This window comes from Vibrio sp. EA2, assembly GCF_033042495.1.
Lineage (GTDB): Bacteria > Pseudomonadota > Gammaproteobacteria > Enterobacterales > Vibrionaceae > Vibrio.
In genome coordinates, this window is the sequence record NZ_JAWLID010000002.1 from 590,727 (window position 1) to 616,312 (window position 25,586).

Genomic DNA, 25,586 nt, shown 5'->3' on the forward strand with positions numbered 1-25,586 from the left:
ATGTTAAACACTTTAAAACGTGCGTCTCTGGTAATGCTGTCGTTAATGACAGCATTACTGCTGACTTTCTCGATACCTGCGACTGCAGAAGAGCAATCTTCTAAAGTCATGCAACAGGAGATGACGCAACTTGCCGGTGCGGATTATTGGCGTCAGTTGAGGCAGGGTGAAGCTGGTTACACCACATCCCAATCACCAGAGCATGGCGTGCTCATCAGTAAACCGGGCGAAACCTGGTACATCCTGAAAGAAAAGTGGATGTCTCCAGCTGGCGCCATCGCTATTTTCGGTAGTATCGCGCTGGTTGTCCTGGCTTATATCTTTGTTGGGCCATTGATGCTGAGCAAACCTCGCACGGGTAAAAAAATCAAACGCTGGTCTCGTTTGGACCGTGCGCTTCACTGGAGCATGGCGTTTACCTTTTTAACCCTCGCGTTTAGTGGATTAATGCTCGTTTACGGCAAGCACTTCCTGAAACCCTACGTTCCTAGTGAATTCTGGGGTTTCATCGTTATGCTGGCGAAGCAATACCACAATTACGTGGGACCGCTGTTCTTCATCTTGTTGACGTTAATTCTGCTGAAATGGTGGCGTAAATCGATCCCTAACATGACGGACGTACGTTGGTTCATGAAAATGGGCGGGATGGTGGGTAAACACAAAGGCACTCATCCATCGGCAGGTTTCTCAAACGGTGGTGAGAAAGCGGTTTACTGGTTGCTCATTTTTGTCGGTGCAATCGCAGCAGCAAGTGGTCTGGTTTTGGATTTCCCTATCTTTGATCAAACCCGCCGTGATATGGAGCTGTCTAACCTTATTCACGCAGTCTCAGCGCTCATTCTTATCTGCGGCTTTGTTTTCCACATCTATATCGGCCTGTTCGGTATGGAAGGTGCACTGGAAGGCATGGTAACGGGTGAGGTTGACGAAACATGGGCGAAAGAGCACCACGATCTCTGGTACGAAGAAGTCAAATCTCAAGAGGCAATGGGAGAATCAGACGAGGCTAAAGCTACAGATAAAGGAGCGAAAGCGAATGAACAAACATCATAACGGGATTTGGATTGCGTATATCCTGAGTTGTTTAACCCCGTTCACGTTTTTGATCTCTGGCGTTGTCGCTATTATCTATGCTGGTTATCGTTTGGACAAAGGCGAAGACAGTGATGTGGTTATCTCGCATTATTACGGGCTAATTCGTACTTTCTTCCTGTACCTTACGTTCTTTGTTGTTTTAATCGTGACCGTTGCGACCACCAATGGTGTGTTAAAAGGGGTCAGTGATTATTGGGTACGCAGTTCGCTGTTAGATAACATCGCTTATGTTATTCCTTATATAGGCAGTGTGTTCGCTGTGGTCGCGATAGGCGTCTGGCTATGGAGAATGTTCCAAGGCATGCATCAACTACGCAATAACAAGCCACACAGGCCTTCTACAGGTCCGAACCTGTAGAACGCCAAAACATTTAAAACCGCCGAGCAAGGCGGTTTTTTATTGGCTATTCGTCACAAATAAATATGCACCCAGTTTGTGCCAAGTTATCCTTGGTTGCATATAAATCTACATTTAGTTAACAATTTGGTGCGCATTAGCTTGGTGCAGCCAGACACTTTTGGTGCGAAATGGTTGCGCAAAAATGTGCGAACGGCGAGATGATTAATCACTTCAAAAACAGGATTTTTAATAAAATACAACAAGTTAAATTACATTAATCAACAGTTAGTAATTTTGGAACACTAATTGCTTTGTTAGACGCTTTACAAATTTGATTCACCATTTTGGTGATGGTTGACTTTTATTGCACAGGATAAGTGCGCACAACACTAACGGAGACAATCATAATGAGTGTAACAGCCGATCAGGTACATGGCGTTGTACAAACTCTGACACAAAGTTCCGATACTCTATTCTTATTGCTTGGTGCCATCATGGTTTTTTTGATGCACTCCGGTTTTGCTTTTCTTGAAGTGGGGACCGTACGCCAGAAAAACCAAGTTAACGCATTAGTTAAAATTCTGGCCGATTTTGGTGTTTCTGCCATCGCCTATTTCTTTATTGGTTACTGGGTTGCTTACGGTGGCACTTTTTTTGCCGACGCCGAGACTCTATCCCAGGGGAATGGGTATGAACTGGTTAAGTTCTTTTTCTTGCTAACGTTTGCCGCCGCTATACCTGCGATTGTCTCTGGCGGAATTGCCGAACGTGCGCGTTTTTATCCTATCCTCATTGCGACATTTTTCACGGTAGGGATCGTTTACCCACTGTTTGAAGGCATCATATGGAACGGTAATTTTGGTATCCAAGATTGGTTTGAAGCAAGTTTTGGCTTTGGCTTCCATGACTTCGCAGGTTCGGTCGTTGTCCACGGCGTAGGTGGTTGGATTGCTCTGGTTGCCGTTATTTTCTTAGGTATGCGTAAAGGGCGAATTCGCGCAGGCAAACATACCAACTTTGCTCCCTCAAACATCCCGTTTTTGGCCCTTGGCGCGTGGATTCTTTGTGTTGGTTGGTTCGGTTTCAACGTTATGTCGGCTCAAGCCATTTCTGGTATTAGCGGTCTAGTTGCAATGAACTCATTGATGGCAATGGTTGGTGGCATCATTGCATCACTTATCGCTGGTAAAAATGACCCTGGCTTTATCCACAATGGTCCTTTAGCCGGATTAGTTGCCGTATGTGCCGGTTCTGATCTTATGCATCCAATCGGTGCGCTGATAACAGGTGCGATTGCGGGTGTGCTCTTTGTTTACCTGTTCACACATCTACAAAACAAAACCAAGATTGACGATGTGTTGGGTGTTTGGCCTCTTCACGGCATTTGTGGCGCATGGGGTGGTATCGCTGCAGGCATCTTTGGACAAACAGCGTTAGGCGGGTTAGGCGGTGTTAGCCTTGTTGTACAGCTAATGGGAACTGTATTAGGTATCTCTATTGCCGTATTAGGTGCACTGGCTGTCTATGGCGCAATTAACGCAGTAACGGGTATTCGATTGTCAGAAGAAGATGAATTTAATGGTGCCGATTTGGCTATCCATAAAATCTCTTCAACCAATGAAGACTAACAAAATGTAAAAGAGCGGCATGACGCCGCTCTTTTTAACAATTGCCTTTCTTAGCTTGACCCGGAGGACAGAAATCGCCACTACCTCGGTGTCTGTCATGATCATTGGTACCAACGCTCACTCTCACATCATCAATTTCACCTTCAACATTGGTCAATTGACAGCCCGCTAGAGTCGTAAGTAAGACAAGAGCCAGAGATACGTGTCTCATTGCTTTTCCTCTCAAAGTATCATTTTATTATTGTTCATTACTACCATTGTCTAATCCATATTACTACAGCTGATATTGTTTCAGTGTTAAGCTAATGAAAAAGAACGACAAGGATCAGTTATGAATTTCCCGTATAGAAACATTGTAGTACTTACTGGGGCAGGTATCTCAGCAGAGTCCGGCATTCAAACATTTCGAGCTCAAGATGGCCTTTGGGAGAACCACCGTATTGAAGACGTGGCAACCCCTGAAGGATTTGAGCGAGATCCCGACCTTGTTCAGGCATTTTATAATCAACGTCGTAAAAAGCTACAGGACGAGGCGATACAGCCAAACGCAGCGCATCTCGCTTTAGGGCGACTTGAGGCAGAGCTGGATGGCAAAGTGACCGTCATTACGCAAAATATCGATAATTTGCATGAAAGAGGCGGAAGCCACAATGTCATCCACATGCATGGCGAACTGCTCAAAGCCCGCTGTAGTGAATCGCATCAGGTGATAGAACACACTGAGGATATCGAAACCGGTGAGCTTTGCCACTGTTGTCAAATTCCGTCCCAAATGCGCCCTCACATTGTTTGGTTTGGCGAAATGCCTCTGCGCATGGGTGATATTTACGAAGCGCTAGAACAAGCGGACTTGTTTATTTCTATTGGTACATCTGGTGTGGTGTATCCTGCGGCTGGGTTTGTCCACGATGCAAAAATGCACGGTGCCCATACCATCGAAATCAATCTGGAGCCTAGTGCAATAGAAAGTGAATTTGAAGAAAAACGCTATGGAAAAGCGAGTGTGGAAGTGCCGAAGTTAGTTGATGAGATCTTAGCGTTAGAAGATAAATAGAGCGCCATAAAAACAATAAAAGCGGCCAGTTCAGTTGGCCGCTTTTTCAATTCTTTACTGTTGTTCGTATTAGTTGTTTACTTTTAGCTTCTGGAAGTACTCATCGTACATCACACTTGCTTCACCAACTTCATCTTGCCAAGTACCGCTGTCCATCACTTCTTGCGGAGGGAAGATGCTTTGGTCGTTAACAAATTCTTTTGGAAGTAGGTCAAACGCCGTCTTAACTGGAGTAGGGTAACCAATCTCCAGTGCAATCTTAGCCGCATTCTCTGGACGCAGCAGGAAGTCGATCATCTTATGTGCGGCTTCCACGTTTTTAGCACCCGCAGGAATCGCAAGACTGTCCATCCAGAAGATTGTGCCTTTTTCTGGCCAGATGATATCAATGTTCGCGCCTTCCTCACGTGCCATGTAAGCAGAACCATTCCACAGCATGCCAAGAGAAACTTCACCCGCTAGGTATGGGTTCGCGGGGAAATCAGAGTTAAACACCAACACATTTGGCATCAACTTTTGCAGCTCTTCGTAAGCAGCTTTGATTTCATCAGGGTTTGTCGTATTTGGTGAGTAACCAAGTTTCGTCAACGCGATATGGAAAACTTCACGAGAATCGTCCATCAGCATTAATTGACCTTCCCACTTACTATCCCAGAAGTCGTCCCATTTTGTGACGGACGACTTATCCAGCATATCCGCATTGATACCAATGCCTGTCGCACCCCAGATATAAGGGATAGAGTAGTTGTTATTTGGATCAAAAGGTTTGTTTAAGAAGTTAGGATCGATGTCGGCAAAATGGGATAACTTCTCTTTGTCAATCTCTTGAAGCATGCCTTCTTTGCGCATTTTAGATACGAAATAGGTAGACGGTACTACCAAGTCGTAACCAGAACCTTGTGTTTTTAACTTCGCGTACATGCTTTCGTTAGACTCGTAAGTCGAGTAAAGCACCTTGATTCCAGTTTCTTTTGTAAAGTCTTCAAGAACTTCGTTTGGAATATATTCAGACCAATTGTAGAAGTAGAGTTCTTGATCAGCCGCCATTGCAGGAGTAGCGAACAGAGTCGCTGCACATAGAGCGCTTGCGTAGAATTTACTTTTCATTTGTTTTCCGTTTTGTTTAGCGATTGGACAAATCAATACTAGTGGTAATGATCAAGTTGAACCAAATTGCATCAAGTACAATTCTGTTTATTTAACCCGATGTCTCTCATTCCATTGAGATGAAACGAGCCGAGCTAAATAAACGTAGCAAGGCATAATTATATCAGTCAATTACAAAAATAGGCAGCCATTGCTGCCTATTTTCATTTTGGTCAATTTGCGTGAAACAAATTCGATTACTGGCCAGCTTTTAGCTTGAGGAAGTAACCTTCGTATTTCACGGTCAGATCACCAACAGCATCTTGCCATTCAACTCGGTCAAGGTCTTCTTGTGAAGGGAACAGAGGAGCCACATCTTTAAACTTCTCGTTCGATGCTTTCACTGCGGTCAGGTAACCAGTGTCACGAGAAATCTGCTCTGCGATTTCCGGGCGAAGTAGGAAGTCGATCATCTTGTGCGCCGCTTCTACGTTTTTCGCACCAGAAGAGATAGCGAAGTTGTCAACCCAACCAATACCACCTTCTTTCGGGAATACCAGTTTAAGGTTAAGGCCTTCGTTTTGAGCTGCTGCTGCACTGCCGTTCCAAAGCATGCCAACACCAACTTCACCAGACATGTATGGTGCACCTGGGTTGTCAGAGTTAAATAGAAGCACGTTCGGCATCAGCTTTTGTAGCTCAGCATACGCTTCGTCGATCTGTTTTGGATCCGTTGAGTTGCCTGAATAACCTAACTTACGCAGTGCAATGTGGAATACTTCACGCGTGTCGTCCATTAGCATCACTTGACCTTCAAGCTCTGGCTTCCATAGGTCAGCCCAGCTTTGGAAATCGTTGGGGTCGTACATGTCGGTATTGACAGCCAGACCAGTAATTGCAACAACGTGAGGAATAGAGTAGTCATTCTTAGGATCGAATGGCTTGTCCAGGTAGTTCTGGTCAAGGTTACCGAAGTTTTTCAACTTAGATTTATCGATCTTTTGTAGCATACCTTCATCGCGCATTTTCGCTACGAAGTAAGTAGAAGGTACTACTAAGTCATAACCTTCGTTATGAGTTTTTAGCTTTGCATACAAAGTTTCGTTCGACTCATAAGTTGAGTAGATCACTTTGATACCAGTTTCTTTGGTAAATTGTTCCAGGAGGTTACTGTTGATGTAAGGACCCCAGTTCATAAATACCAATTCATTATCGTCCGCTGCCACTGAACCTGAGAACAGAGAAAGCGCACATGCACTACCAGCTAATAAAGTAGCCCATTTTTTCATTGACGTTAGCTCCAAACCAAACGTTGTCCAAACTATTTTGGACGATAGATAGAAAAACAGAATGGCATGTAACCATTCTGTTTCGTGATGTTAACGGGTATTGATTTTACTTTACTTTTTCTCTTGCAAGCAACTGAGAAATCACCACAAGTAGCAAAGAAACAATCAACATAACCGTTGCCAGAGCATTCACTTCTGGTGAAATACCCACTTTGACCATTGAGTAAATTTTCAATGGTAAGATTTCGTAGGTTGGGCCTGTCACAAACGAACTGATAATCACGTCATCCAAAGACAGGGTAAAGCTTAATAACCAACCGGCAGCAACCGCTGGTTTCGCCAGGGGAAGGATGATCTTCTTCAAGATAACCCATTCACTTGCACCCAGGTCTTTTGCTGCTTCCAACATTTTCACATCAAAGCCATTCAAGCGGCTATAGACCGTTACCACGACAAATGGTAAACAGAAGGTGATGTGCGCAATCAACAGTGTAAAGAAACCAAGCTGTGCACCCAGCACTAAAAACAGCGCCAACAATGAAATTGCCATCACGATGTCCGGTGACATCATTACAACAAACAGCATGCCGTTTACGGCGCCTTTCCCTTTAAAGGAATAGCGGAATAGGGCAACTGCCGTCAAACTACCAATAATAGTAGCAGCTGTTGCAGAAAATACGGCAACATTTAGAGAGTGCCAGGCAGCCTGCATCAGGCTGTCGTTGTTCACTAAGGTTTCGTACCACTTAGTGGTAAATCCGCCCCATTTCATGCCAAATTTATTCGCATTAAATGAGTTCACAATAAGCACGATGATTGGCAAATACAAAAATGCGTACACCAGTGCCATAAAGCTAAATCTAACTGTGCGTCCCATTAGTCTAGCTCCACTTTCTTGTTCAACAACTTGCCAGCTCGATAGTAGGCATACAACATGATTGCCATTGCAATGGTGAGCGCAATACTGGTTGCTGCACCAAACGGCCAATCGCGAGCATTTAATACCTGGCTCTTAATGACGTTACCAATTAGCAGGTTCTTCGCACCACCCAGAAGGTCCGAGATATAGAACATGCCAAGCGCAGGAAGAAGCACCAACAAACAGCCACCGATGATGCCGGGCATCGTCAAAGGCAAAATCACTTTAGTAATTGTCTGAAACTTGTTCGCACCTAAATCTTTCGCAGCTTCGATGTAAGTGTTGTCCAGCTTCTCAATTGCCGAATAAAGCGGCAGAATCATAAATGGAAGCAAGATGTACACGAGACCAATCATGACTGCCGTTTCGGTATACATGATTCGCATTGGCTTATCGATGATCTCCATTGCCATCAGCGATTTGTTCAAAACACCTTGAGTGCCCAAAACAATCTTTAAGCCATATGTACGGATCAACGAGTTTGTCCAGAAGGGTACAATCACCAAAAACAGCATAAACGGACGCCATTTTTCAGGCATTTTCGCGACGATATACGCAAATGGGTAACCAATCACTAAGCACAATAACGTTGCAATGATCGCCATGTAGAACGAGTGCATAAGCACTTTGGCATACAGCGGATCTAACAGACGAACGTAGTTGTCCAATGTAAAGGTGAGTTCTATTAGGTTCGCTTCGTCACGCGTTAAGAAACTTGTACCGATAATCATCAAGTTTGGCACCAACACAAACAGTGTCAGCCAACCAACAATTAAGGTAATGATTGCGTTCTGAAGATTAATCTTCTTGGTTATCATTGAGGACAACCTCCCAGCTCTCAACCCAAGTAATAGCGACTTTCTGGCCGAGTGAGTGGTCCACATCTGGATCATCTTCGTTAAAGAATTCGCTTACCATTACACGCATGCCTGAATCGAGTTCGATAACAGAATCTAGCGTCATACCTTTATAGGTACGTTCCGTCACGTGACCAACAATGCCTTTTTCTTCCGACTCTTTGATTTCTTCGATACGTAAGTCTTCAGGGCGGAGTAATACTTGGAGTTTATCGCCGGCTTGAGCTTCTTCATTGTAATAAACCACTGACACAACACCTTCAATGTCAGCGCGAATGCGTTTTTCATCGACGCGCTCTAACATGGTTGCATTGAATACGTTGATCTCACCGATAAAGCGTGCAACAAACAGGTTTTTAGGCTCTTCGTAAATTTCACGTGGAGAACCATCCTGTTCAATGACACCGTCACGCATTACGATGATACGGTCCGACATTGATAGCGCTTCTTCCTGATCGTGCGTCACAAAGATAAAGGTGATGCCTAGTTGGCGCTGCAACTGTTTAAGCTCAATCTGCATTTGCTTACGCAATTTGTAATCCAGTGCAGAGAGCGATTCATCAAGCAGCAGTACTTTCGGCTTATTAACGACTGCGCGGGCGATAGCAATACGCTGTTGTTGACCACCTGAAAGTTGATGCGGTTTACGCTGTGCCATTTTTTCTAGGCGAACCATGCGCAATGCTTCCATCACTCGTGGTTCAATTTCTGCTGCCGCGGTTTTCTGCATACGAAGACCGAACGCAACGTTTTCAAAAACCGTCATGTGAGGAAAGAGGGCGTAACTTTGGAATACGGTGTTAACGTGTCTTTGTTCAGCAGGAACCTGAGTAACATCTTGGTTATCCAAAATAATTTGACCGTTATCTACCGCTTCAAAGCCCGCAACCATGCGTAAAACGGTTGTCTTGCCACAACCAGATGGGCCAAGAATGGTTAGAAACTCACCATGATTAACATCCAGATTTAAATTGCTGATGATTTCCTTACCATCAAAACTCTTACTAATGCCAGATAAACGAATAACTGGATTTCCTGCTTGCTGTTTAGCGTTCAACGTCTGTATTTCTCCCACGTTCAAATTTGGGTTTACGCCAATTGATCTGACTCTTTATCCATCGCAGTAAATAACGGTTCATTCTGGCTTGTTAAAACACTCAAGAATGGCGGAAAATTTCATTGTAGAATAACAGCTTATCGAATATTTCTTCTTTATTCTCAAGTATTTGTTTCTACGTTATATCTGACCGCTTACTTACTGAAACTGGTATTATTCATTCACTTTTGAGGCGCGCATCATAATCACCAAAATTGTGAAATCAAAGCATTTTTTAGCCTCAAATCAGAAAAAATTTTACAGGCAAAAGTCATCATTCCTTACCATACTGTTTTTATAAGATTACTCCTAATTTCAACAGCGCTTTTTAAAGCTTACCGCTCTGCAACAATTGTTTTCAATTTCATGGCCTTGTGAGTGGCTAATTATCGACCAAATAGTGGATTTTGCAAGGGTTGAGAGCGAGTTATGATTTTAGACGTGGCAAGAATTCTTTATAATGGCGGGCACACTAATTGACTGGTATCCCAGCAAAAATTTCACAAGTGAATCTTGGATAATATATGAACAACGACTTTGAGAACGATTTTAACCTTGGAGGGAGTGTAGAGCGAGCTTTGTCTGGCAACTACGAGCTGAAAGCCGGAGCGGTTTTTAGCGAAGCATGGCGCGCCACCATTCAACACTTTTTGTCATTTTCTCCTGCGATTATCGTCTTGCTTTTGGTTCAGGTAGGCATTTTCTATATCGCATTGCAGCTACAACTGGGTGACCCAAGTGTCATTTTGGATGCAATACAAAACCCGGATTCTTTTTCAACCGACATTGTGTCTGCTGTTTATGTAGCAAACTTTAGCTATGAAGTGATCAGCGCTCCGATATACGCAGGCATCAGTTTAATGGCAATGAGTCACGTAGCGGGGCTAAAAACAAAGCTTCGCCACGTGGGAAAAGGGTTACAATTCACGGTTCCGGTTATTCTGGCAACGTTAATGAGTCTGGTACTTCAAGGACTGGTTGGCATGCTTCTGGCTCCGCTATCGCTATACCTATCTCTGGCGTTCAGTCACTCTATCTTACTTATTTGTGAGAAACGAGTGCCGCCAATGCAATCGCTATTACTGTCATTACGAGCGGTGAACAAAAAGATTTTCGTTGTCGCAACCCTATATCTGGGCGTGATGTTCATGTTTATTATCGCAGCTATGTTCTACGGTATCGGGCTTATTGTGGTGCTGCCATTCTTCTTCCACCTGAAGGGCATACTTTACCGTGAGATGTTTGGGATTAAACTCAAGATTGTGGCGAAACAAAAAAATAATAATGATAGCGATCACGACGGCAAGTCTCAGGTCTTTGATGCGTAAAGTATCATTTCAATGACAATCAATGGCGGCTTATAACAAGTCGCCATTTTTGTATCGCCACTAACCCCGTGAGAAATGGCCTATCAGAAGCACAAGCCACGATTCAACTTGAATAAGAATCTGCGTGGGGAACCTCTCGTTTTGTTACTTATCAGGTAACTTAATGGTCTAAAGGTGCTATAAGGATGCTCAGAATTGCTCAAGCCAATATAGAGCATGAACACATGACACAAACTAAAATAAATCAACGGTTCAAATGAAAAAGTTAAGCCTAAGTATACTGAGTAGCGCGGCGCTGATCTTAGCTGCTCCTGTCACACAAGCTCAAGAATACATGTTTACCTATTCTAAGCTGTACACACAGCTGAAGAATAACAATAAGGAAGGCCATGACGATGTAAAAGTCGGTGTATTTTTCGTTAATGCTGATACTAAGAAGCTGTGTAACATCGAAAAAGCGTGGATGGAAAAAGAAGAGCACTATGAAGAGTTCGTCATTCCAGCATCCAAAGAGCTGCCACTTCCAATCGATAAAAACCTGAAATCCGCAAACCCTTTGGTTTTCGTTCAGACCCCGAAAGACACCCGCTGCGATTATTCTCTGGTTGTAATGACGAAAGAGCCATTACAGGGTAACGTATCTTATGATCAGCTCACACCGTTAATGCCTCAGATGCAAAGTATGCTAGAAGACTTGGGTGGTATGTTTGCCAGTTGGTTTACGCCCGATGTTCAAGGTGTCACGATGGAGTTTGCAAACGGACTGAATAGTACTATTTCTTTCTCCAACGGGACAGAGAAGCCAATTGTTAACGGAAAGGTCCAAGTCGCTTTAAGCGAAATTGGTGAGGGTGGAACGATGACGCTGCCAGAACCAACAATGCGAGTTCTTCCGTACCTGCCGAACGCAAAATAAATCATATACTTTTAATCGAAGAGCCGCAGCAGCGGCTTTTTTTGCTGCTAAGGAAAAGAATTGATTGGATTTATCGGCTCTCAACTAAGACAAACATTTAATCCTGAGTAAAAAGGCCGTATAATCCACGCCCCATAGAAAACCACGTTAGGAAGTCCTACCGTCGATTTATCGGCGATGTGAGAGCCCGCAATGATCCAGAAAGATACAAGAAAAGAAACCCTTGAATTCAACAAGCTTCAGAAACGCCTGCGAAGAAATGTTGGAAATGCCATTACCGAATACAACATGATTGAAGAAGGTGATGTTGTCATGGCATGTATAAGTGGTGGTAAAGATTCATTTGCGATGCTGGATATCCTGCTGAATCTGCAAAAAGCTGCTCCGATTAAATTCGAAGTTGTTGCCGTCAACCTTGACCAGAAACAACCGGGCTTCCCAGAACATATTCTTCCGGACTATTTCGAAACACTTGATATCCCTTACTACATCGTAGATAAGGACACTTACTCGGTTGTAAAAGAAAAAGTACCAGAAGGTAAAACAACCTGTGGTCTGTGCTCACGCCTACGCCGCGGTACGCTTTATTCGTTTGCTGAGAAAATCGGCGCAACTAAACTTGCTCTGGGTCACCACATGGATGACATCGTTGAAACCATGTTCCTCAACATGTTCCACGGTTCACGCCTAAAAGCGATGCCACCAAAGCTACGTTCTGACGATGGCCGTAATGTTGTAATTCGTCCACTGACTTACTGCCGTGAGAAAGACCTGATCAAATACGCAGAGCACAAAGATTTCCCAATCATTCCTTGTAATCTGTGTGGTTCTCAAGAGAACCTGCAACGCCAATCGATCAAAGCAATGTTGATTGAATGGGATAAGAAGACTCCTGGACGCGTCGAAGCGATTTTCAAATCAATTCAGAACGTAAGCCCAAGCCAATTGGCTGACAAAGAGTTGTTTGACTTTGTTAACCTTCCACTCGATCGCGAAGGTGACCGTGAAGAGTACGAGTTCAATGAAGCGGTCGTCTCTTCAACGAACATTGATGAATCTATGTTCATTGATGTGACAAATATCTGATTGAGATAAATATAAAGAAAGGAAGGCCACAGTGCCTTCCTTTTTTAGTTTTGTACCCGATGAATATAACGACAGAATGGATAGATTAAGTTGCCTCGTTTGGATCCAGTGGGCTGATGTAGCCTTTTGGTTTCAATGCGAGAACATCACAGTTGATCTTATCAATCACATGCTCAGCCGTATTACCAATAAAGACGGCTGAAAGGCCTGTACGGCCAGTGGTACCCAAAATAACCATTGCTGCGTTTAAACGTTCTGCCGCTGCAGGGATGACATCTTCAGGCAACCCTTGCTCCACGATGGTTTGTTCTTCATCCAGCCCATGTTTTTGGCGAAGGGCTTTCATCGCGGTTAGGTGATGGCCACGAACGGCATCGGTGTACGTTGTTGGGTCAAATTCTGGTAGTTCTATGGTGATATTCGCTGGCGTCACAGGGTAAGCGTTAACAAGAAACGGATCCGCGTTCAAACGACCTGACATCTCTTTCAAGCGTTCTACCATTGAGTCGTTAAGATCAATGTGGGTTGGGTTTTCCGAACCAATGTGAACCGACGCCAGAATATTCGCATGTTCTGGCCAGTCTGCGTTCTTAATAAGTAGAACCGGGATAGGGCATTTACGTAGCAAGTGCCAGTCTGTTGGCGTGAAAATAACGGACTCTAAGACGTCATGCTTGCGAGTGCCCTTAATCAATAAGTCGTGACTGCCTGCAAATACTTCACCGATGATGGCTTCGTACGGGCGGTTGTGCCAAACCACGCACACATCAAAGTCAAAGCTGTCGTCTAAGTATGGTTGAGCAATTTTACGCATCCACTGTTCACGCTGATGGATAACACCACGACGCATCGCATCTCTTTCATCCACCGACAGCATTGAAGTCATGTCATAAGAAAAATCATAGATGGATAAAAAGAAGGTAATTCGGCTTCTTGATACGCTTTTTTGAGCTAATTGAACTGCTCTTGCGAGTGCCGGCTGATCATCACTATTGATGTTAGCTACAACTAGAATTTTACTGTATATACTCATATCTAAGCCCACTTATATTGCAAGACCAATTACTGAATTTAAAGTAAATCAGTATATTGGAGTACTCACCGCATATTTTTAATGTAGCTCAGTTTGCAGAAGATTTTGAGGACTTTCGAAGGGAATTTGTGAGAAACATGATGTGGCTCAGCTAAAAGCCACATCAAATAATAGGAGAGGTTACTCTGTCGTTACGCCTGCAAGTTCCATCAGCGCATCGTGATCTAAGATAGTGATATATTTACCTTTAACACTTAAGATCTCAGATTTTTGGAAGCGCCCCAGCAGACGGCTGATTGTTTCAACGGTCAAACCAAGGTAGTTACCGATATCACCACGAGTCATGGTCAAGCGGAATTCTCTAGGGCTAAAACCACGCTGAGAGAAACGCGTTGACAGGTTAAACAGGAATGCAGCCAGACGTTCTTCAGCATTCTTCTTAGAAAGAAGCAGGATCATCTCCTGATCGCCTTTGATTTCGTTACTCATCAAACGCATAATTTGCTGGCGTAGTTTCGGCATTTTACCTGACAAGTCATCTAGAATTTCGTATGGAATTTCACACACCATAGACGTTTCTAAAGCCTGGGCAAAACTTGGGTGACAGTCCCCAGTAATAGCGTCAAAGCCCACGAGATCACCAGCTAAGTGAAACGCCGTTATTTGTTCGTCGCCTTGCTCAGTGATTGTATAGCTCTTGATTGTGCCAGAACGGATAGCGTACAAAGACTTAAGCTCATCGCCCGCTTTGAATAGCTCTTGGCCTTTTTGAATTGGCTTTTTACGCTCAATGATTTGGTCAAGCTGGTCCAGTTCAGATTCATTCAGAGTGAATGGGATACACAACTGACTGATGCTACAATCTTGGCAGTGAATAGCACAACCACCTGATTGGACACGCTTTGTTGCAGGTTTTTCAGAAATCATAACAACCTTTCACTATTTGATATACATCAATATTTTAGCACTGCTTAATCCTAAAGGATAGCAAAAATATTGTGGGTATAGACTTTCAAGTTATATGAAACCAAGCATTTGCATGGCACCCGCAGCAGTATACGTTCCATAACCTATAAGAATAAATGCAGAGATGTTTCTAAATATTAATGATTTTTGTAGTTTCTGAAAGTAGCTTGCCCCGTAACTCACAGCAAGCATCGAAGGAAGGGTCCCCACGCCAAAGGCAAGCATGATCAAACCACCGTTAACTGCACTTCCGGAAACAGCAGACCACGTCAATGCCGAATAAACCAAGCCACATGGAAGCCATCCCCAAACAAAACCGAATGGCAGTGCATGAATTGCGCTTTTTAACGGTAACAAGCTCTTTCCAGCAGGCGATATAAACTTCCAAAGGCTCTGACCGAGTTTTTCTACAACTAGTAAACCTTGCCACCATTTAGCGATATATAGTGCAACTAAAATCATAAATATTGCCGCCACAAAGCGCAGCCATGCAAGAGAGTGTGCTAAACCACTTAATTCAGACAATCCCGATACAGCACCACCGATAAGAGCGCCAAATAACGCATAGCTAGTCAATCTTCCCAGATTGTAGAAAAGCGGAATCAGAGGAGAGCCTTGGGTTTGTGATGAGCCCATAGAGAGCAAAGAGGCGATGCCACCGCACATGCCCATGCAGTGACCAGACCCAACGAGCCCGATCATTAACGCGCCAATAAAGTCAGGATTCATAGAGAAAGTTACGATTTCTTATTGTCTGATTTGTCTTCTTCATCAAGAAGAATGTTGTGACCTTGACGCTCAAGATCTTCAAACTGATCACTGCGAACAGCCCAAAGGAAAATAGCGACAGCAACACAGACCAGAATGATGGCAATGGGAATTAATATATATATGCTTTCCATGTTCGCTTTCTCTATTTATTTCTCTTTTAGAAGTCGCAACGAGTTGGATACCACGATAATTGAGCTTGCAGACATCCCGACAACGGCAACATACGGTGCAACTAATCCCGCAACCGCCAGCGGCAAAATTAACAGGTTGTAGCCCAAAGACCAAGCCAAGTTTTCTCTGATGATTTTTCTTGTACGAAGAGCAAGCAGACGAGCTTCTAATAACTTATCCAGATTATCACCCAGTAGCGTCATATCAGCGGATGCTTTTGCTACGTCTGTACCACCGCCCATCGCTACCGACAGGTGAGCGCCAGCCAGTGTCGGCGCATCGTTGATACCATCACCAACCATCATGGTAATATCTTCACTATCCAGGCTCTTAAGATACGCGAGTTTGTCTTCTGGTTTTGCAGAGGCGATCACATGGTCGATACCGATTTCATCCGCAACAGGCTGAGCATTTTGTATTGAATCGCCAGTAAGTAACGTAGTCTTGATACCTGCTTCTGCAAAACGCTGTATAAATGCCTGACTCTCTTTACGAATTGGATCACGATAATAAAACGTCGCGACATGTTCTCCGTTGACCGACAGATACACGGCGTTACTTTCATCACAACCTTCATCTAAGACAAACGCAGCGCTGCCGATTTTTACGTCTTTATCGTTCCATATGCCTTCGATACCAGAGCCAATAATGTTTTTCACCTCTGACACAGTCACATCTTCTTTCGCGTACTGCGCAAAAGAACGGGCAATAGGGTGGTTGGCATGAGCTTCCAGTGCTGCGGCAAGTGAGAGACTTTCATTCTCTGATAGCGAACCAAAAACGCTTGTGCGACTGATTTCGATATCACCTTTTGTCAGAGTTCCGGTTTTATCGACAACAAGGTGATTCACTTTGCACAATGTTTCAAAAACGTGGCCTTTACGCAGTAAAATACCGAAGTTGCCCATTCTTGACGTCGCACAAGTCAACGCTGTTGGTGTTGCCAAAGAAAGCGCACAAGGGCAGGTCGCAACCAACACCGACAGCATGATCCAGAACGCATCATCAGGTTTTGTTTGGTGCCAATAAAACCAAGTACCCGCTGAGATAATGAGTATCGCACCAACAAAGTAGCGCGCCACAACGTCTGCAATCTCGGCAATCTTTGGCTTAGAATGCTGAGCTTCATCTTGCAGGCGTACAATGTTTGAAATGACTGAGTCCGCTTTAGAGCTTGTCACCTCAAGTTCAAAAGATTCATCACCGTTGAGCGTCCCTGCAAATACCGCATCGCCTTCCTTCTTAACCACATGAACTGACTCACCGGTGAGCATGGATTCATCGATATGAATACGACCAGAAATGACTTTCCCGTCAGCAGGAATGTGTTCACCAGGCAGAACGCGAATACGATCACCAATTTTCAAAGTCTTCACCGGGATTTGCTCACCATCTAAGGTTGTCGCAATGGCCGGAATCAATTTGAGCAGGTTACCACTTGCTGCAGCCGCTTTACGACGAGCTCGCATTTCCAGGAAACGCCCGACAAGCAAGAAGAAGGTAAACATCGAAATCGATTCGAAAAAGACCTCTCCTTGCTCAGTAAACGTCGCGACGAGGCTGGCAACATAAGCAAAAATGAGAGCAATCGAGACGGGCACATCCATCCCTAGAGTACGGCCTTTGATACTTCGCCAAGCATTTAAATAGAAAGGAAGTGCCGAGTAGAGAAGAACGGGCGTTGCAAATATCAGGCTGACCCAGCGAAAGTAGTTTTTAAACTCAGGTTCCAGATCGCCAAAAACTTCTAGGTACAAAGCTACGGCAAGCATCATGACCTGCATGGTTGCCAGGCCTGCTATCCCTAAACGGTAAAGGTATTGCTTCATCATTCGATGATAAGACGCTTCTTGAACGTCCGCTTCAAATGGCGCTGCTTTGTAACCCAGTTTATGAATCACCGAAAGTAGCTCACTTAAACGAACCTGGGTTGTATCCCAAGCGAGCAAAGCACGGTTTGTTGTGGTATTGACACGAATAGAAACCAAGCCTTTGGTATTGGAGACCTGTTTTTCGATTAGCCACGCACAGGCGGCGCAGGAGACACCATCTAAGGAAAGAGTCACTTCAGAAACATTATCATGGTGACGAACAAACTCCGATTGGACGTCTTCATTGTCATAATGAATCAGCGCTTGAAGCTGCTCTGGTACCAAATCGGCTTTTTCAGCAGGCGCAGTACGGTATTGGTAATAAGAGACGAGACCACTATCAATGATCGTTTGTGCCACAGTCTGACACCCAGGGCAGCACATATCACGGACTTCACCGAGTATTTCTACCTTATAATCCGTGTTGGCTGGTACATCTTCACCACAGTGATAACAGGATTTACACATAAGATTACTTCATCAAAACGGTGTCAGCGGCAGGAAACTCAACCTTACCTTGAATCATCCACTCTTTATCGTGAGGTTGCAGCTCAATGAACCAAGGACCTTGGATATCTTCATCTGGTGTTAAGCGGTAGTTTCCAGAAGCATCTGCAGTGATTAGCTTCGAAAAATCACGATCAGCAAGTGTACGGTGCGTAAAAGTAGCGGTTAAGGCCGGGTAGTGGGCCAGCTCACCTTTATCAAAATGAATAACAACTGTGTTGCTATCAGACGAAATATGCGCGTTAAGATTCAGGTCACGAGCGACATTCATTTTACTGATGTCGATGTTAATCCCTTTACCTTTTTTATAGTAATCCTCGGCAACTAAAGAAACAGAGTTATTTGAGAAGATAACCACTGTCACGATTGTCCAGCCAATAACAATAAGAGGAAGGATAATCAGGAACCACGGCCAAAATTGTTTATACCAAGGCTTTACCATAAAAAAGTTCTCAACAGCTAAATGAAAAAATAGGAGGCGTTAAATTTAAAGGAAAGACAGCCCCTATGAAAGGGGCTGTTATTGCTATGTTACTAATATCTCGGTTACTTATTCTCGGAGTTGCTTAAACTCCAGACATATGATGCAACCAACTGGATCTTGTCTTCACCTAGAATATCTTTCCAGGCAGGCATGACACCAGAACGGCCATTCATAACCGTTTCAGTAACGGCTGCACGTGAATCACCAAACAACCAGTCTTGGTCAGTCAGGTCAGGCGCACCCACTGCTGGGTTACCTTTACCATCTGTACCGTGACATGCTGCACATACAACAAAGCGAGCTTTACCAGCTGCCGCTTCACGGGCATTCACTTTACGCCCAGAAAGGCTCAGCGCGTAGCTAACCACTTCTTGAACGCCTTCTTCACCAAGCGCATCTTTCCATGCTGGCATTTGACCAACACGGCCATGCATGATGGTTGTTACGATTGCTTGCGGTTCACCGCCATATAGCCATGCGTCATCAGTCAGATTAGGGAAACCTTGCTGACCACGTGCATCAGAGCCGTGACATTGTGAACAGTTTTGCAAGAACAAACGTTGACCAACTTTAAGCGCTTCAGGATCGTTAGCAATTTCCGGAATAGGGCGTAAGCCGCTTTCGTTGTGTGCTAGCTTACGGAAAGCTTCACCAAAGTAAGCATCCGCGTCATCAAGCTCTTTAGCGTATTGGTTAAGTTGTTTGTTCTCTTGTGCCGCAGCAATGGCTTGTTTTGACTCTTCAAGTGAGCGCACTTCTTGAGCCGAGCTCTCCCAGTTCAAGAAGCCTTTAAAGCTGCCTAAGCCTGGAAATAGAGCAAGGTACACTGCAGAAAACACGAAAGTACTTACAAAAAGGTAAGTCCACCACTTAGGTAGCGGGTTGTTTAGCTCGCGAATACCATCGTACTCGTGGCCCATGTCTTCCCCTTCCTCGACGCCCATTTTATCTTTGGCGCACCAAGTCAGGAGGATCGCACAGCCTACTAGCGTACCGATAGTAATCACGATAATCCAGAGACTCCAGAATGTAGTCATTACTTCTTCACTCCTTGGTTATGTGGGGTCGTTTGTTCTTCGTCAGCAAAGACCAGGTAAGCATCTTCCTCGAAACGTGATTTACGTTTCTTGCTAAATGCCCACCATACAATGCCAATAAAACTGGCGAAGAGCACAACGGTATAAACACTATGAATCGTACCGAAATCCATACGTCCCCCTTACTTCATCGCATGACCAAGAGACTGAAGGTAAGCGATGATTGCATCCATCTCTGTTTTACCTTCTACTTCTTTAGCCGCATTCGCGATCTGTTCATCGGTATATGGAACACCGAACTGATCACGGAACAACTCAAGTTTCTTCTGAGTCAAACTGCCGTCTAAGACGTTTTCAGCTAACCATGGGAAACCAGGCATGTTTGATTCTGGAACGAGTTCACGTGGATCAATTAGGTGAACACGATGCCACTCGTCAGAATAACGACCGCCGACACGAGCCAGATCTGGACCAGTACGTTTAGAACCCCATAGGAATGGATGTTCCCAAACGCTTTCACCAGCAACAGAGTAGTGACCGTAACGCTCAGTTTCTGAACGGAAAGGACGCACCATCTGGCTGTGACAAACGCTACAGCCTTCTCGGATGTAAAGGTCACGACCTTCCATTTCAAGCGGAGTGTAAGCGCGTAGGTTTTCTACAGGCTCAGTAGTTTGTTTTTGGAAAAGCAGAGGCGTGATCTCTACAAGAGCACCCCAACTGATAGCAAAAACGATAAAAATAGCCAACAAACCGACATTACGTTCTAGGAATTCATGGCGATTATTAGAATTATTACTCATTCTTTAAATCTCCTTCTTATGCCGGATGTGGGATAGCCTTAAGGCTCTCTTTAGGTGCAGTTACTGTTTTGTACGTGTTGTATGCCATTAGAAGCATGCCCGATAGGAAGATTAAACCACCTAAGAAACGCACAAAATAGAATGGGTATGACGCTTGCACAGACTCAACAAAGCTGTAAGTCAGTGTGCCGTCAGAGTTAACTGCACGCCACATTAGGCCTTGCATAACACCAGAGATCCACATCGCTACGATGTATAGAACCGTACCGATTGTTGCTAACCAGAAATGCACGTTAACCAAACCGACAGAGTACATGCGCTCTTGGCCGAACAGGCGAGGTACCAAGTGGTAAACGGAACCGATAGAAACCATAGCAACCCAACCCAGAGCACCAGAGTGAACGTGACCAATGGTCCAGTCGGTGTAGTGAGAAAGCGCGTTTACTGTCTTGATTGCCATCATTGGACCTTCGAAGGTAGACATACCATAGAAAGACAACGACACAATTAGGAAACGTAAGATAGGGTCATAACGAAGCTTATGCCAAGCACCAGACAACGTCATAATACCGTTAATCATACCACCCCAAGATGGAGCGAAGAGAACCAAAGACATCACCATACCTAAAGACTGAGTCCAGTCAGGTAGAGCAGTATAGTGAAGGTGGTGAGGACCAGCCCAAATGTATAGAGAGATCAATGCCCAGAAGTGAACGATAGATAAACGGTAAGAATAAACAGGACGTTCAGCTTGTTTAGGGACGAAGTAGTACATCATACCCAGGAAACCAGCGGTCAGTAGGAAACCTACCGCATTGTGTCCATACCACCACTGAACCATCGCATCCACCGCTCCAGAATAAATCGAGTACGATTTAGTCAAGGAAACAGGAACTGCCATGCTGTTCACGATGTGAAGTACTGCTACGGTGATGATAAACGCGCCGAAGAACCAGTTCGCCACATAAATGTGGGAGGTCTTACGTTTTACCAATGTTCCGAAGAACACCACTGCGTATGAAACCCATACAATCGCGATTGCGATATCAATAGGCCATTCTAGCTCAGCGTACTCTTTAGAGGTGGTCATCCCCTGTGGTAGAGTAATTGCTGCGGCTAAGATGATTAATTGCCAACCCCAAAAGGTGAAGGCAACGAGTGGGCCACCAAAAAGACGTGTTTGACAAGTACGCTGAACAACATAATAAGATGTTGCGAACAGGGCACTGGTACCAAACGCAAAAATTACCGCATTAGTATGCAGCGGACGTAAACGACTGTACGTCAACCACGGCGTATCAAAGTTTAGCTGTGGCCAAACTAATTGAGCGGCAATCAAAACACCAACAGCCATACCAACTATGCCCCATAAAATGGTCACAAGGGTAAATTGGCGAACGACTGTATAGTTGTAGTTTTGTTCAAGCTGCTTTACTTGGCTCATTATGCATGCTTCCAATTTCTAATTAACTACACTTTTACTTCCAACACGACTTGCGTCGTAACACCACCCAAGTAAACTCTAGAATTCAAGTGTTATCATCACTTTATTTCCATTGCTGACTTTAATAAAAAGTGGCATTTTCAGCTCGACACTATACTTGAATTAACAATTCAATGACAGGGTAGTAACCTTAATGAAGCTCGGGAACACATTTTTTATTTAAAAAGTTTGAAGTTTGTAACAAGGATATTGGTATTTATGCCGGCACAAAAGTTAACAAAGGCAAGACTCGCACAAATCTTAATCACGCTCAGTGTTTTAGTTGGCGCATTTTTATGGCGAACCTTTACACACGAGACGCCTAAAAGCGTCGACTGCTCACAAAAAGAACGATGTGATGTAACAATTTCAGGGGAAAGAATCACTATTAATCGCGACTCGGATGGATTTTCTATCGAAACGCTGAAAAGTAGCTCTCTAACAATTGATCTAGATCAATCAGAGCAATTTATTAATGTAAAGGACATTAATAAAAAAATTGAATGGATATCTATTTCGCAAAGCAAAATCATTAAGCTAAAAATAGACCAAAATATTGTCGTAGTTCAATTATAAATTGGATGTGAACCGCGATAATTGGAACTTATTTAAGAAAATTAAAACTTCTTACTTAGTGATCATTAGTGGGAGTGTTATAACATCAAAGTCATAAACAATTTTAAAAGCGTATGCAGTGCCAATCAGTTTTTACTCATATCACCGACGAACATTTAGCGGTTCAAGAGCTTCGTTCTGATCTGATCTCAGATAATCCCGCATACATCGTATGTTATTACACGGAAGAGTATGACTTTACGTTAATACGCAACGCGCTACTCAAATACTTTCCCGATACGCCTTTCCATGGCGCAAGTTCATGCCAAGCAATAATGACGGACCAGGGTTTTCATACTGGGCCGGTTATTGGGGCATTGGCGGTTTACGATCACGGCCCGCATGCTTACGGGACTGGTATTTCAAACTGCACCCAAAACGAAGGCGTCATGCATGCACTGGACATGGCACTTCAAGATGCCAATCGAATAGGGGAAATACCAGACTTAATCCTGCTCCATGCCACACCAGGAAATGAAGAATCAATCATCGAATCTATCGATGACAGGTTTGGAACATTGGTACCGATTATTGGAGGCTCAGCAGCCGACAATAATATCAAAGGAAAGTGGTCCGTCATTACCGCGCAAGGTCAACAGCAATCAGGGGTTAGCCTCACTTTATTTTATTCATCGCAGCATGTTGATATTGCTTTTAGTGCAGGGCATACCTCAACAAACATAAAAGGTGTTGCCACTAAAACCAAAGGACGCTGTTTGCTAGAGATTGACGGAGAGCCAGCACTAGAGCGCTACAGACAATGGACCAATCATCAGCAAAATCAAACAAGTAACGACAATCTACTATTCACGAACTCCAGTGCATACCCAATAGGAAGAGTCGCAGGGCACTTGTACGACAGGCCATACTACAAGCTATCTCACCCAATTAGAGAAACAGCAGAAGGGGGCATCGAACTCTTTACTAATATTGAAGAAGGAGACGAGATCACTTTAATGAAAGGCAGCCGTGAACATCTACTGGCTCGAGCTGCAAAAGTTGTCAATATCGCGTTCAACCAAAAATTAGAGGAGTCTCGTAAAATTGGCGTTATCAACATTTTTTGCGCAGGGCCTATGTTGCACTTGAAGCAAGACATGAAAAGCGTTTGTGAACAAATCAACCAAGAACTGGAAAACCTGCCATTTATATGCCCATTTACCTTTGGCGAACAAGGAAGATTTATTGGTGGCGAAAATGGACATGGGAACCTAATGATTTCATCAGCGATATTCCATGAGCCTTATGAAAGATAAATATTTAGAAACTTACCAGCAAGAAGCACTGCAGGAAGCATTGGTTGAGTTACAGCAAGCGAAGCAGAGAGAAAAATTGCTGGCTGATGAAAACAAAGCCATTCTTTCCGCAATCTCTGCGATGAGCGAAGCCAAAAACCGTAATGAAATCTTCTCCGGGTTAAATACGGTCTTAAAAAAATACATTCACTTTGAAGACTTTATCGTTATTACCCGTGACGATAACAGGCAGCCTTTCAGAACTCTAATATCAACAAACCGCGTCTTCGACACAGTCAATTGGTTACAAGGTAACACATTGGAGCGTGCGTTAAATGGTGAATGTATATTACTGTTCGAACCATTGAGATTAGGTGAGTTTGCTAACCTAAATATATTCGTTAAGAACCACGTAAGCTCAGTCATTATGACCGGTATTCGTTCAGAAGTGACACAAAATATCATCCTACTGATTGGGGCACAAAAAGGGCACTTCAGTATCGAAAACAGAGAAACACTGCGACGTTTTCGCCCGCTAATAGAGCGAGCCGTCATTGATATCGAAACCAAAGAAAAGTTACAACGTATCGTTGATGTACGTACGACAGAGTTAGCTAAAGCGCGAGAAGAAGCTGAACACGCGAACCAATCTAAGTCCGAGTTTCTAGCAATGATGAGCCACGAAATCCGAACCCCGTTGAATTCCGTTCTTGGCATGCTCGATATTTTGAGACAATCAACATTATCCAACGAGCAGTTCGAAGCACTTTGTCAGATGGAAAGCTCTGCAGAGCTGCTTCTTGCGATCATCAGTGACATCCTCGACCTCTCAAAAATAGAGTCGGGCAGCTTTCAGTTACATGAGCAATGGACCAACCTTAGTGACGCCGTCACCTTTGTTATTTCCCAGCAAAAACAAATAGCTAGTAGTAAAAACTTAGCTTTTAACCTTAATTGCAGCATACCGCCAGAAAAACAGTATTGGATTGACTCGACCCGATTATCTCAAGTTTTATTTAACCTCATAGGTAACGCTATTAAATTCACTGATAGCGGCAGTGTGAACATTTCAGTGTCAGAGCAAAAAGAAGAGCTAATTATTTCCGTCTCTGACACCGGCATCGGTATATCAAAAGCCATGCAGTCACGGCTGTTCACCGCATTTCATCAAGGCGACAGATCGGTAACCAGACGTTTCGGAGGAACAGGGTTAGGTCTGGCGATCACCAAACATTTAGTAGAGATGATGCGCGGAACCATCTCAGTGGAGAGCGAAGAAAATCTAGGCTCATCATTCACAATAAAGATTCCAGTGCTAACCAGGCTTCATCAAAATCGTCCCGTCAAAATAGAAGCAAATAGCCCAGTAAAAGCATTGAATTTACTCGTGGTCGAAGACACACATTCAAATCAGCTCGTGATTAAATTAATTCTGAATAAGTTAGGTCATAACGTTCACATCTCAAGCCACGGTGAAGAAGCACTGATGTTTCTGGAAGAAAACGGTGACTCGATCGATTTAATACTTATGGACGTGTCGATGCCAGTAATGGACGGCATTACCGCAACACGTTTGATCCGAGAAAAAGGAATTTCCATCCCAATCATCGCATTGACGGCACATGCTTTAGAAAGTGACCGTGACAAATGCTTAGAAGCTGGCATGGACAGCTTCATTTCAAAACCAGTCCGTAGACAAGACATCTACGAAGCTATCCAAATGTTTTTAGGAAATGGTTAACCTTAATATAGATCTTAACAATCGATAGATTATTAAGATCTATATTAAGTATTTTATGGTAAATAGCCATTATGTTTAATGAAAGCCTCAAAACCCTGAATGAAATTGAAATAAGAGAGGGATAGGAGGCTTAACCAGTAAAGATTTGGCGTAGCGTTACGCTTTATTTAACATA

26 protein-coding genes are annotated in these 25,586 nt (G+C 43.9%); 10 read left to right on the forward strand and 16 right to left on the reverse strand.

What is annotated here, in order from left to right; translation table 11 throughout:
- The 3 genes from RXX31_RS06955 to RXX31_RS06965 all read left to right on the forward strand — a co-directional run bounded on the left by RXX31_RS06955 (window position 1) and on the right by RXX31_RS06965 (window position 3,063).
- The gene (locus RXX31_RS06955) at window positions 1-1,053 is read left to right on the forward strand and encodes a formate dehydrogenase subunit gamma (protein ID WP_317588345.1); all 1,053 of its coding nucleotides are present in this window, start codon (window positions 1-3) and stop codon (window positions 1,051-1,053) included.
- A complete protein-coding gene (locus RXX31_RS06960) occupies window positions 1,037-1,453 on the forward strand; it encodes a hypothetical protein (RefSeq protein ID WP_317588346.1) in 417 nt (138 codons plus the stop codon). The genes RXX31_RS06955 and RXX31_RS06960 overlap by 17 nt, the downstream gene beginning before the upstream one ends.
- Before the next feature lie 389 nt (window positions 1,454-1,842).
- Window positions 1,843-3,063, forward strand: coding sequence for an ammonium transporter (locus RXX31_RS06965; RefSeq protein WP_317588347.1), 1,221 nt, complete (start codon window positions 1,843-1,845; stop codon window positions 3,061-3,063).
- 34 nt (window positions 3,064-3,097) lie between these two features.
- On the opposite strand, the gene RXX31_RS06970 is transcribed toward RXX31_RS06965, so the two are convergent.
- Window positions 3,098-3,274: a hypothetical protein gene (locus tag RXX31_RS06970; RefSeq protein ID WP_317588348.1), complete on the reverse strand. Its 177-nt coding sequence runs from the start codon at window positions 3,272-3,274 to the stop codon at window positions 3,098-3,100.
- Window positions 3,275-3,394: 120 nt separating this feature from the next.
- Here RXX31_RS06970 and cobB point away from each other — a divergent pair, with 120 nt between their 5' ends.
- Window positions 3,395-4,117 (forward strand): Sir2 family NAD+-dependent deacetylase, encoded by a 723-nt coding sequence (cobB, locus tag RXX31_RS06975; RefSeq protein ID WP_317588349.1) that lies wholly within the window; start codon window positions 3,395-3,397, stop codon window positions 4,115-4,117.
- Window positions 4,118-4,186: 69 nt separating this feature from the next.
- Here the strand turns inward: cobB and RXX31_RS06980 are convergent, their stop codons facing one another.
- The 5 genes from RXX31_RS06980 to potA all read right to left on the reverse strand — a co-directional run bounded on the left by RXX31_RS06980 (window position 4,187) and on the right by potA (window position 9,325).
- Window positions 4,187-5,224, reverse strand: coding sequence for an extracellular solute-binding protein (locus RXX31_RS06980; protein ID WP_317588350.1), 1,038 nt, complete (start codon window positions 5,222-5,224; stop codon window positions 4,187-4,189).
- Window positions 5,225-5,460: 236 nt separating this feature from the next.
- Window positions 5,461-6,492 carry an extracellular solute-binding protein gene (locus RXX31_RS06985; protein ID WP_317588351.1) on the reverse strand — a complete coding sequence of 344 codons (1,032 nt, stop codon included), beginning with the start codon at window positions 6,490-6,492 and terminating at the stop codon, window positions 5,461-5,463.
- A 106-nt stretch (window positions 6,493-6,598) separates the two neighbouring features.
- Window positions 6,599-7,369, reverse strand: coding sequence for a spermidine/putrescine ABC transporter permease PotC (gene potC / locus RXX31_RS06990; RefSeq protein WP_317588352.1), 771 nt, complete (start codon window positions 7,367-7,369; stop codon window positions 6,599-6,601).
- Window positions 7,369-8,229 (reverse strand): spermidine/putrescine ABC transporter permease PotB, encoded by an 861-nt coding sequence (gene potB, locus RXX31_RS06995; RefSeq protein ID WP_317588353.1) that lies wholly within the window; start codon window positions 8,227-8,229, stop codon window positions 7,369-7,371. Before potB ends, potC begins: the two co-directional genes overlap by 1 nt.
- Entirely contained in the window at window positions 8,210-9,325 is a 1,116-nt protein-coding gene (gene potA / locus RXX31_RS07000) for a spermidine/putrescine ABC transporter ATP-binding protein PotA (protein ID WP_411197968.1), read from the reverse strand. Before potA ends, potB begins: the two co-directional genes overlap by 20 nt.
- 563 nt (window positions 9,326-9,888) lie before the next feature.
- On the opposite strand from potA, the gene RXX31_RS07005 reads away from it, so the two are divergent.
- From RXX31_RS07005 to ttcA, 3 genes are all read left to right on the forward strand, one after another.
- The gene (locus tag RXX31_RS07005) at window positions 9,889-10,692 is read left to right on the forward strand and encodes a hypothetical protein (protein WP_317588355.1); all 804 of its coding nucleotides are present in this window, start codon (window positions 9,889-9,891) and stop codon (window positions 10,690-10,692) included.
- A 256-nt stretch (window positions 10,693-10,948) separates the two neighbouring features.
- A complete protein-coding gene (locus tag RXX31_RS07010; RefSeq protein ID WP_317588356.1) occupies window positions 10,949-11,608 on the forward strand; it encodes a DUF2987 domain-containing protein in 660 nt (219 codons plus the stop codon).
- A gap of 192 nt (window positions 11,609-11,800) precedes the next feature.
- Window positions 11,801-12,694 (forward strand): tRNA 2-thiocytidine(32) synthetase TtcA, encoded by an 894-nt coding sequence (ttcA, locus tag RXX31_RS07015; protein WP_317588357.1) that lies wholly within the window; start codon window positions 11,801-11,803, stop codon window positions 12,692-12,694.
- Between the two features lie 85 nt (window positions 12,695-12,779).
- Here the strand turns inward: ttcA and uspE are convergent, their stop codons facing one another.
- The 10 genes from uspE to ccoN all read right to left on the reverse strand — a co-directional run bounded on the left by uspE (window position 12,780) and on the right by ccoN (window position 21,781).
- On the reverse strand, window positions 12,780-13,727 hold the full coding sequence (uspE, locus tag RXX31_RS07020) for a universal stress protein UspE (protein WP_317588358.1): 948 nt from the start codon (window positions 13,725-13,727) through the stop codon (window positions 12,780-12,782).
- A 180-nt stretch (window positions 13,728-13,907) separates the two neighbouring features.
- Window positions 13,908-14,654, reverse strand: a complete 747-nt coding sequence (locus RXX31_RS07025; RefSeq protein ID WP_317588359.1) for an FNR family transcription factor — start codon at window positions 14,652-14,654, stop codon at window positions 13,908-13,910.
- A 90-nt stretch (window positions 14,655-14,744) separates the two neighbouring features.
- On the reverse strand, window positions 14,745-15,422 hold the full coding sequence (locus RXX31_RS07030) for a sulfite exporter TauE/SafE family protein (protein ID WP_317588360.1): 678 nt from the start codon (window positions 15,420-15,422) through the stop codon (window positions 14,745-14,747).
- An 8-nt stretch (window positions 15,423-15,430) separates the two neighbouring features.
- On the reverse strand, window positions 15,431-15,595 hold the full coding sequence (gene ccoS, locus RXX31_RS07035; protein ID WP_176291516.1) for a cbb3-type cytochrome oxidase assembly protein CcoS: 165 nt from the start codon (window positions 15,593-15,595) through the stop codon (window positions 15,431-15,433).
- A 15-nt stretch (window positions 15,596-15,610) separates the two neighbouring features.
- Window positions 15,611-17,974, reverse strand: a complete 2,364-nt coding sequence (locus RXX31_RS07040; protein ID WP_317588361.1) for a heavy metal translocating P-type ATPase — start codon at window positions 17,972-17,974, stop codon at window positions 15,611-15,613.
- Window positions 17,975-17,978: 4 nt separating this feature from the next.
- Window positions 17,979-18,455: a FixH family protein gene (locus RXX31_RS07045; protein ID WP_317588362.1), complete on the reverse strand. Its 477-nt coding sequence runs from the start codon at window positions 18,453-18,455 to the stop codon at window positions 17,979-17,981.
- 104 nt (window positions 18,456-18,559) lie between these two features.
- A complete protein-coding gene (gene ccoP, locus RXX31_RS07050; RefSeq protein WP_317588363.1) occupies window positions 18,560-19,534 on the reverse strand; it encodes a cytochrome-c oxidase, cbb3-type subunit III in 975 nt (324 codons plus the stop codon).
- Window positions 19,534-19,707, reverse strand: a complete 174-nt coding sequence (locus RXX31_RS07055; RefSeq protein WP_237316777.1) for a cbb3-type cytochrome oxidase subunit 3 — start codon at window positions 19,705-19,707, stop codon at window positions 19,534-19,536. The genes ccoP and RXX31_RS07055 overlap by 1 nt, the downstream gene beginning before the upstream one ends.
- Window positions 19,708-19,716: 9 nt before the next feature.
- Window positions 19,717-20,337 carry a cytochrome-c oxidase, cbb3-type subunit II gene (gene ccoO, locus RXX31_RS07060; RefSeq protein ID WP_317588364.1) on the reverse strand — a complete coding sequence of 207 codons (621 nt, stop codon included), beginning with the start codon at window positions 20,335-20,337 and terminating at the stop codon, window positions 19,717-19,719.
- Between the two features lie 16 nt (window positions 20,338-20,353).
- Entirely contained in the window at window positions 20,354-21,781 is a 1,428-nt protein-coding gene (ccoN, locus tag RXX31_RS07065) for a cytochrome-c oxidase, cbb3-type subunit I (RefSeq protein ID WP_317588365.1), read from the reverse strand.
- 258 nt (window positions 21,782-22,039) lie between these two features.
- Between ccoN and RXX31_RS07070 the strand changes: the two genes are divergently transcribed.
- The 3 genes from RXX31_RS07070 (at window position 22,040) to RXX31_RS07080 (ending at window position 25,411) form a co-directional block, all read left to right on the forward strand.
- Window positions 22,040-22,396, forward strand: a complete 357-nt coding sequence (locus tag RXX31_RS07070; protein ID WP_317588366.1) for a hypothetical protein — start codon at window positions 22,040-22,042, stop codon at window positions 22,394-22,396.
- A 113-nt stretch (window positions 22,397-22,509) separates the two neighbouring features.
- On the forward strand, window positions 22,510-23,691 hold the full coding sequence (locus RXX31_RS07075; RefSeq protein WP_317588367.1) for an FIST signal transduction protein: 1,182 nt from the start codon (window positions 22,510-22,512) through the stop codon (window positions 23,689-23,691).
- On the forward strand, window positions 23,681-25,411 hold the full coding sequence (locus RXX31_RS07080) for an ATP-binding protein (RefSeq protein WP_317588368.1): 1,731 nt from the start codon (window positions 23,681-23,683) through the stop codon (window positions 25,409-25,411). The genes RXX31_RS07075 and RXX31_RS07080 overlap by 11 nt, the downstream gene beginning before the upstream one ends.
- The last annotated feature ends 175 nt before the right edge of the window (window positions 25,412-25,586 follow it).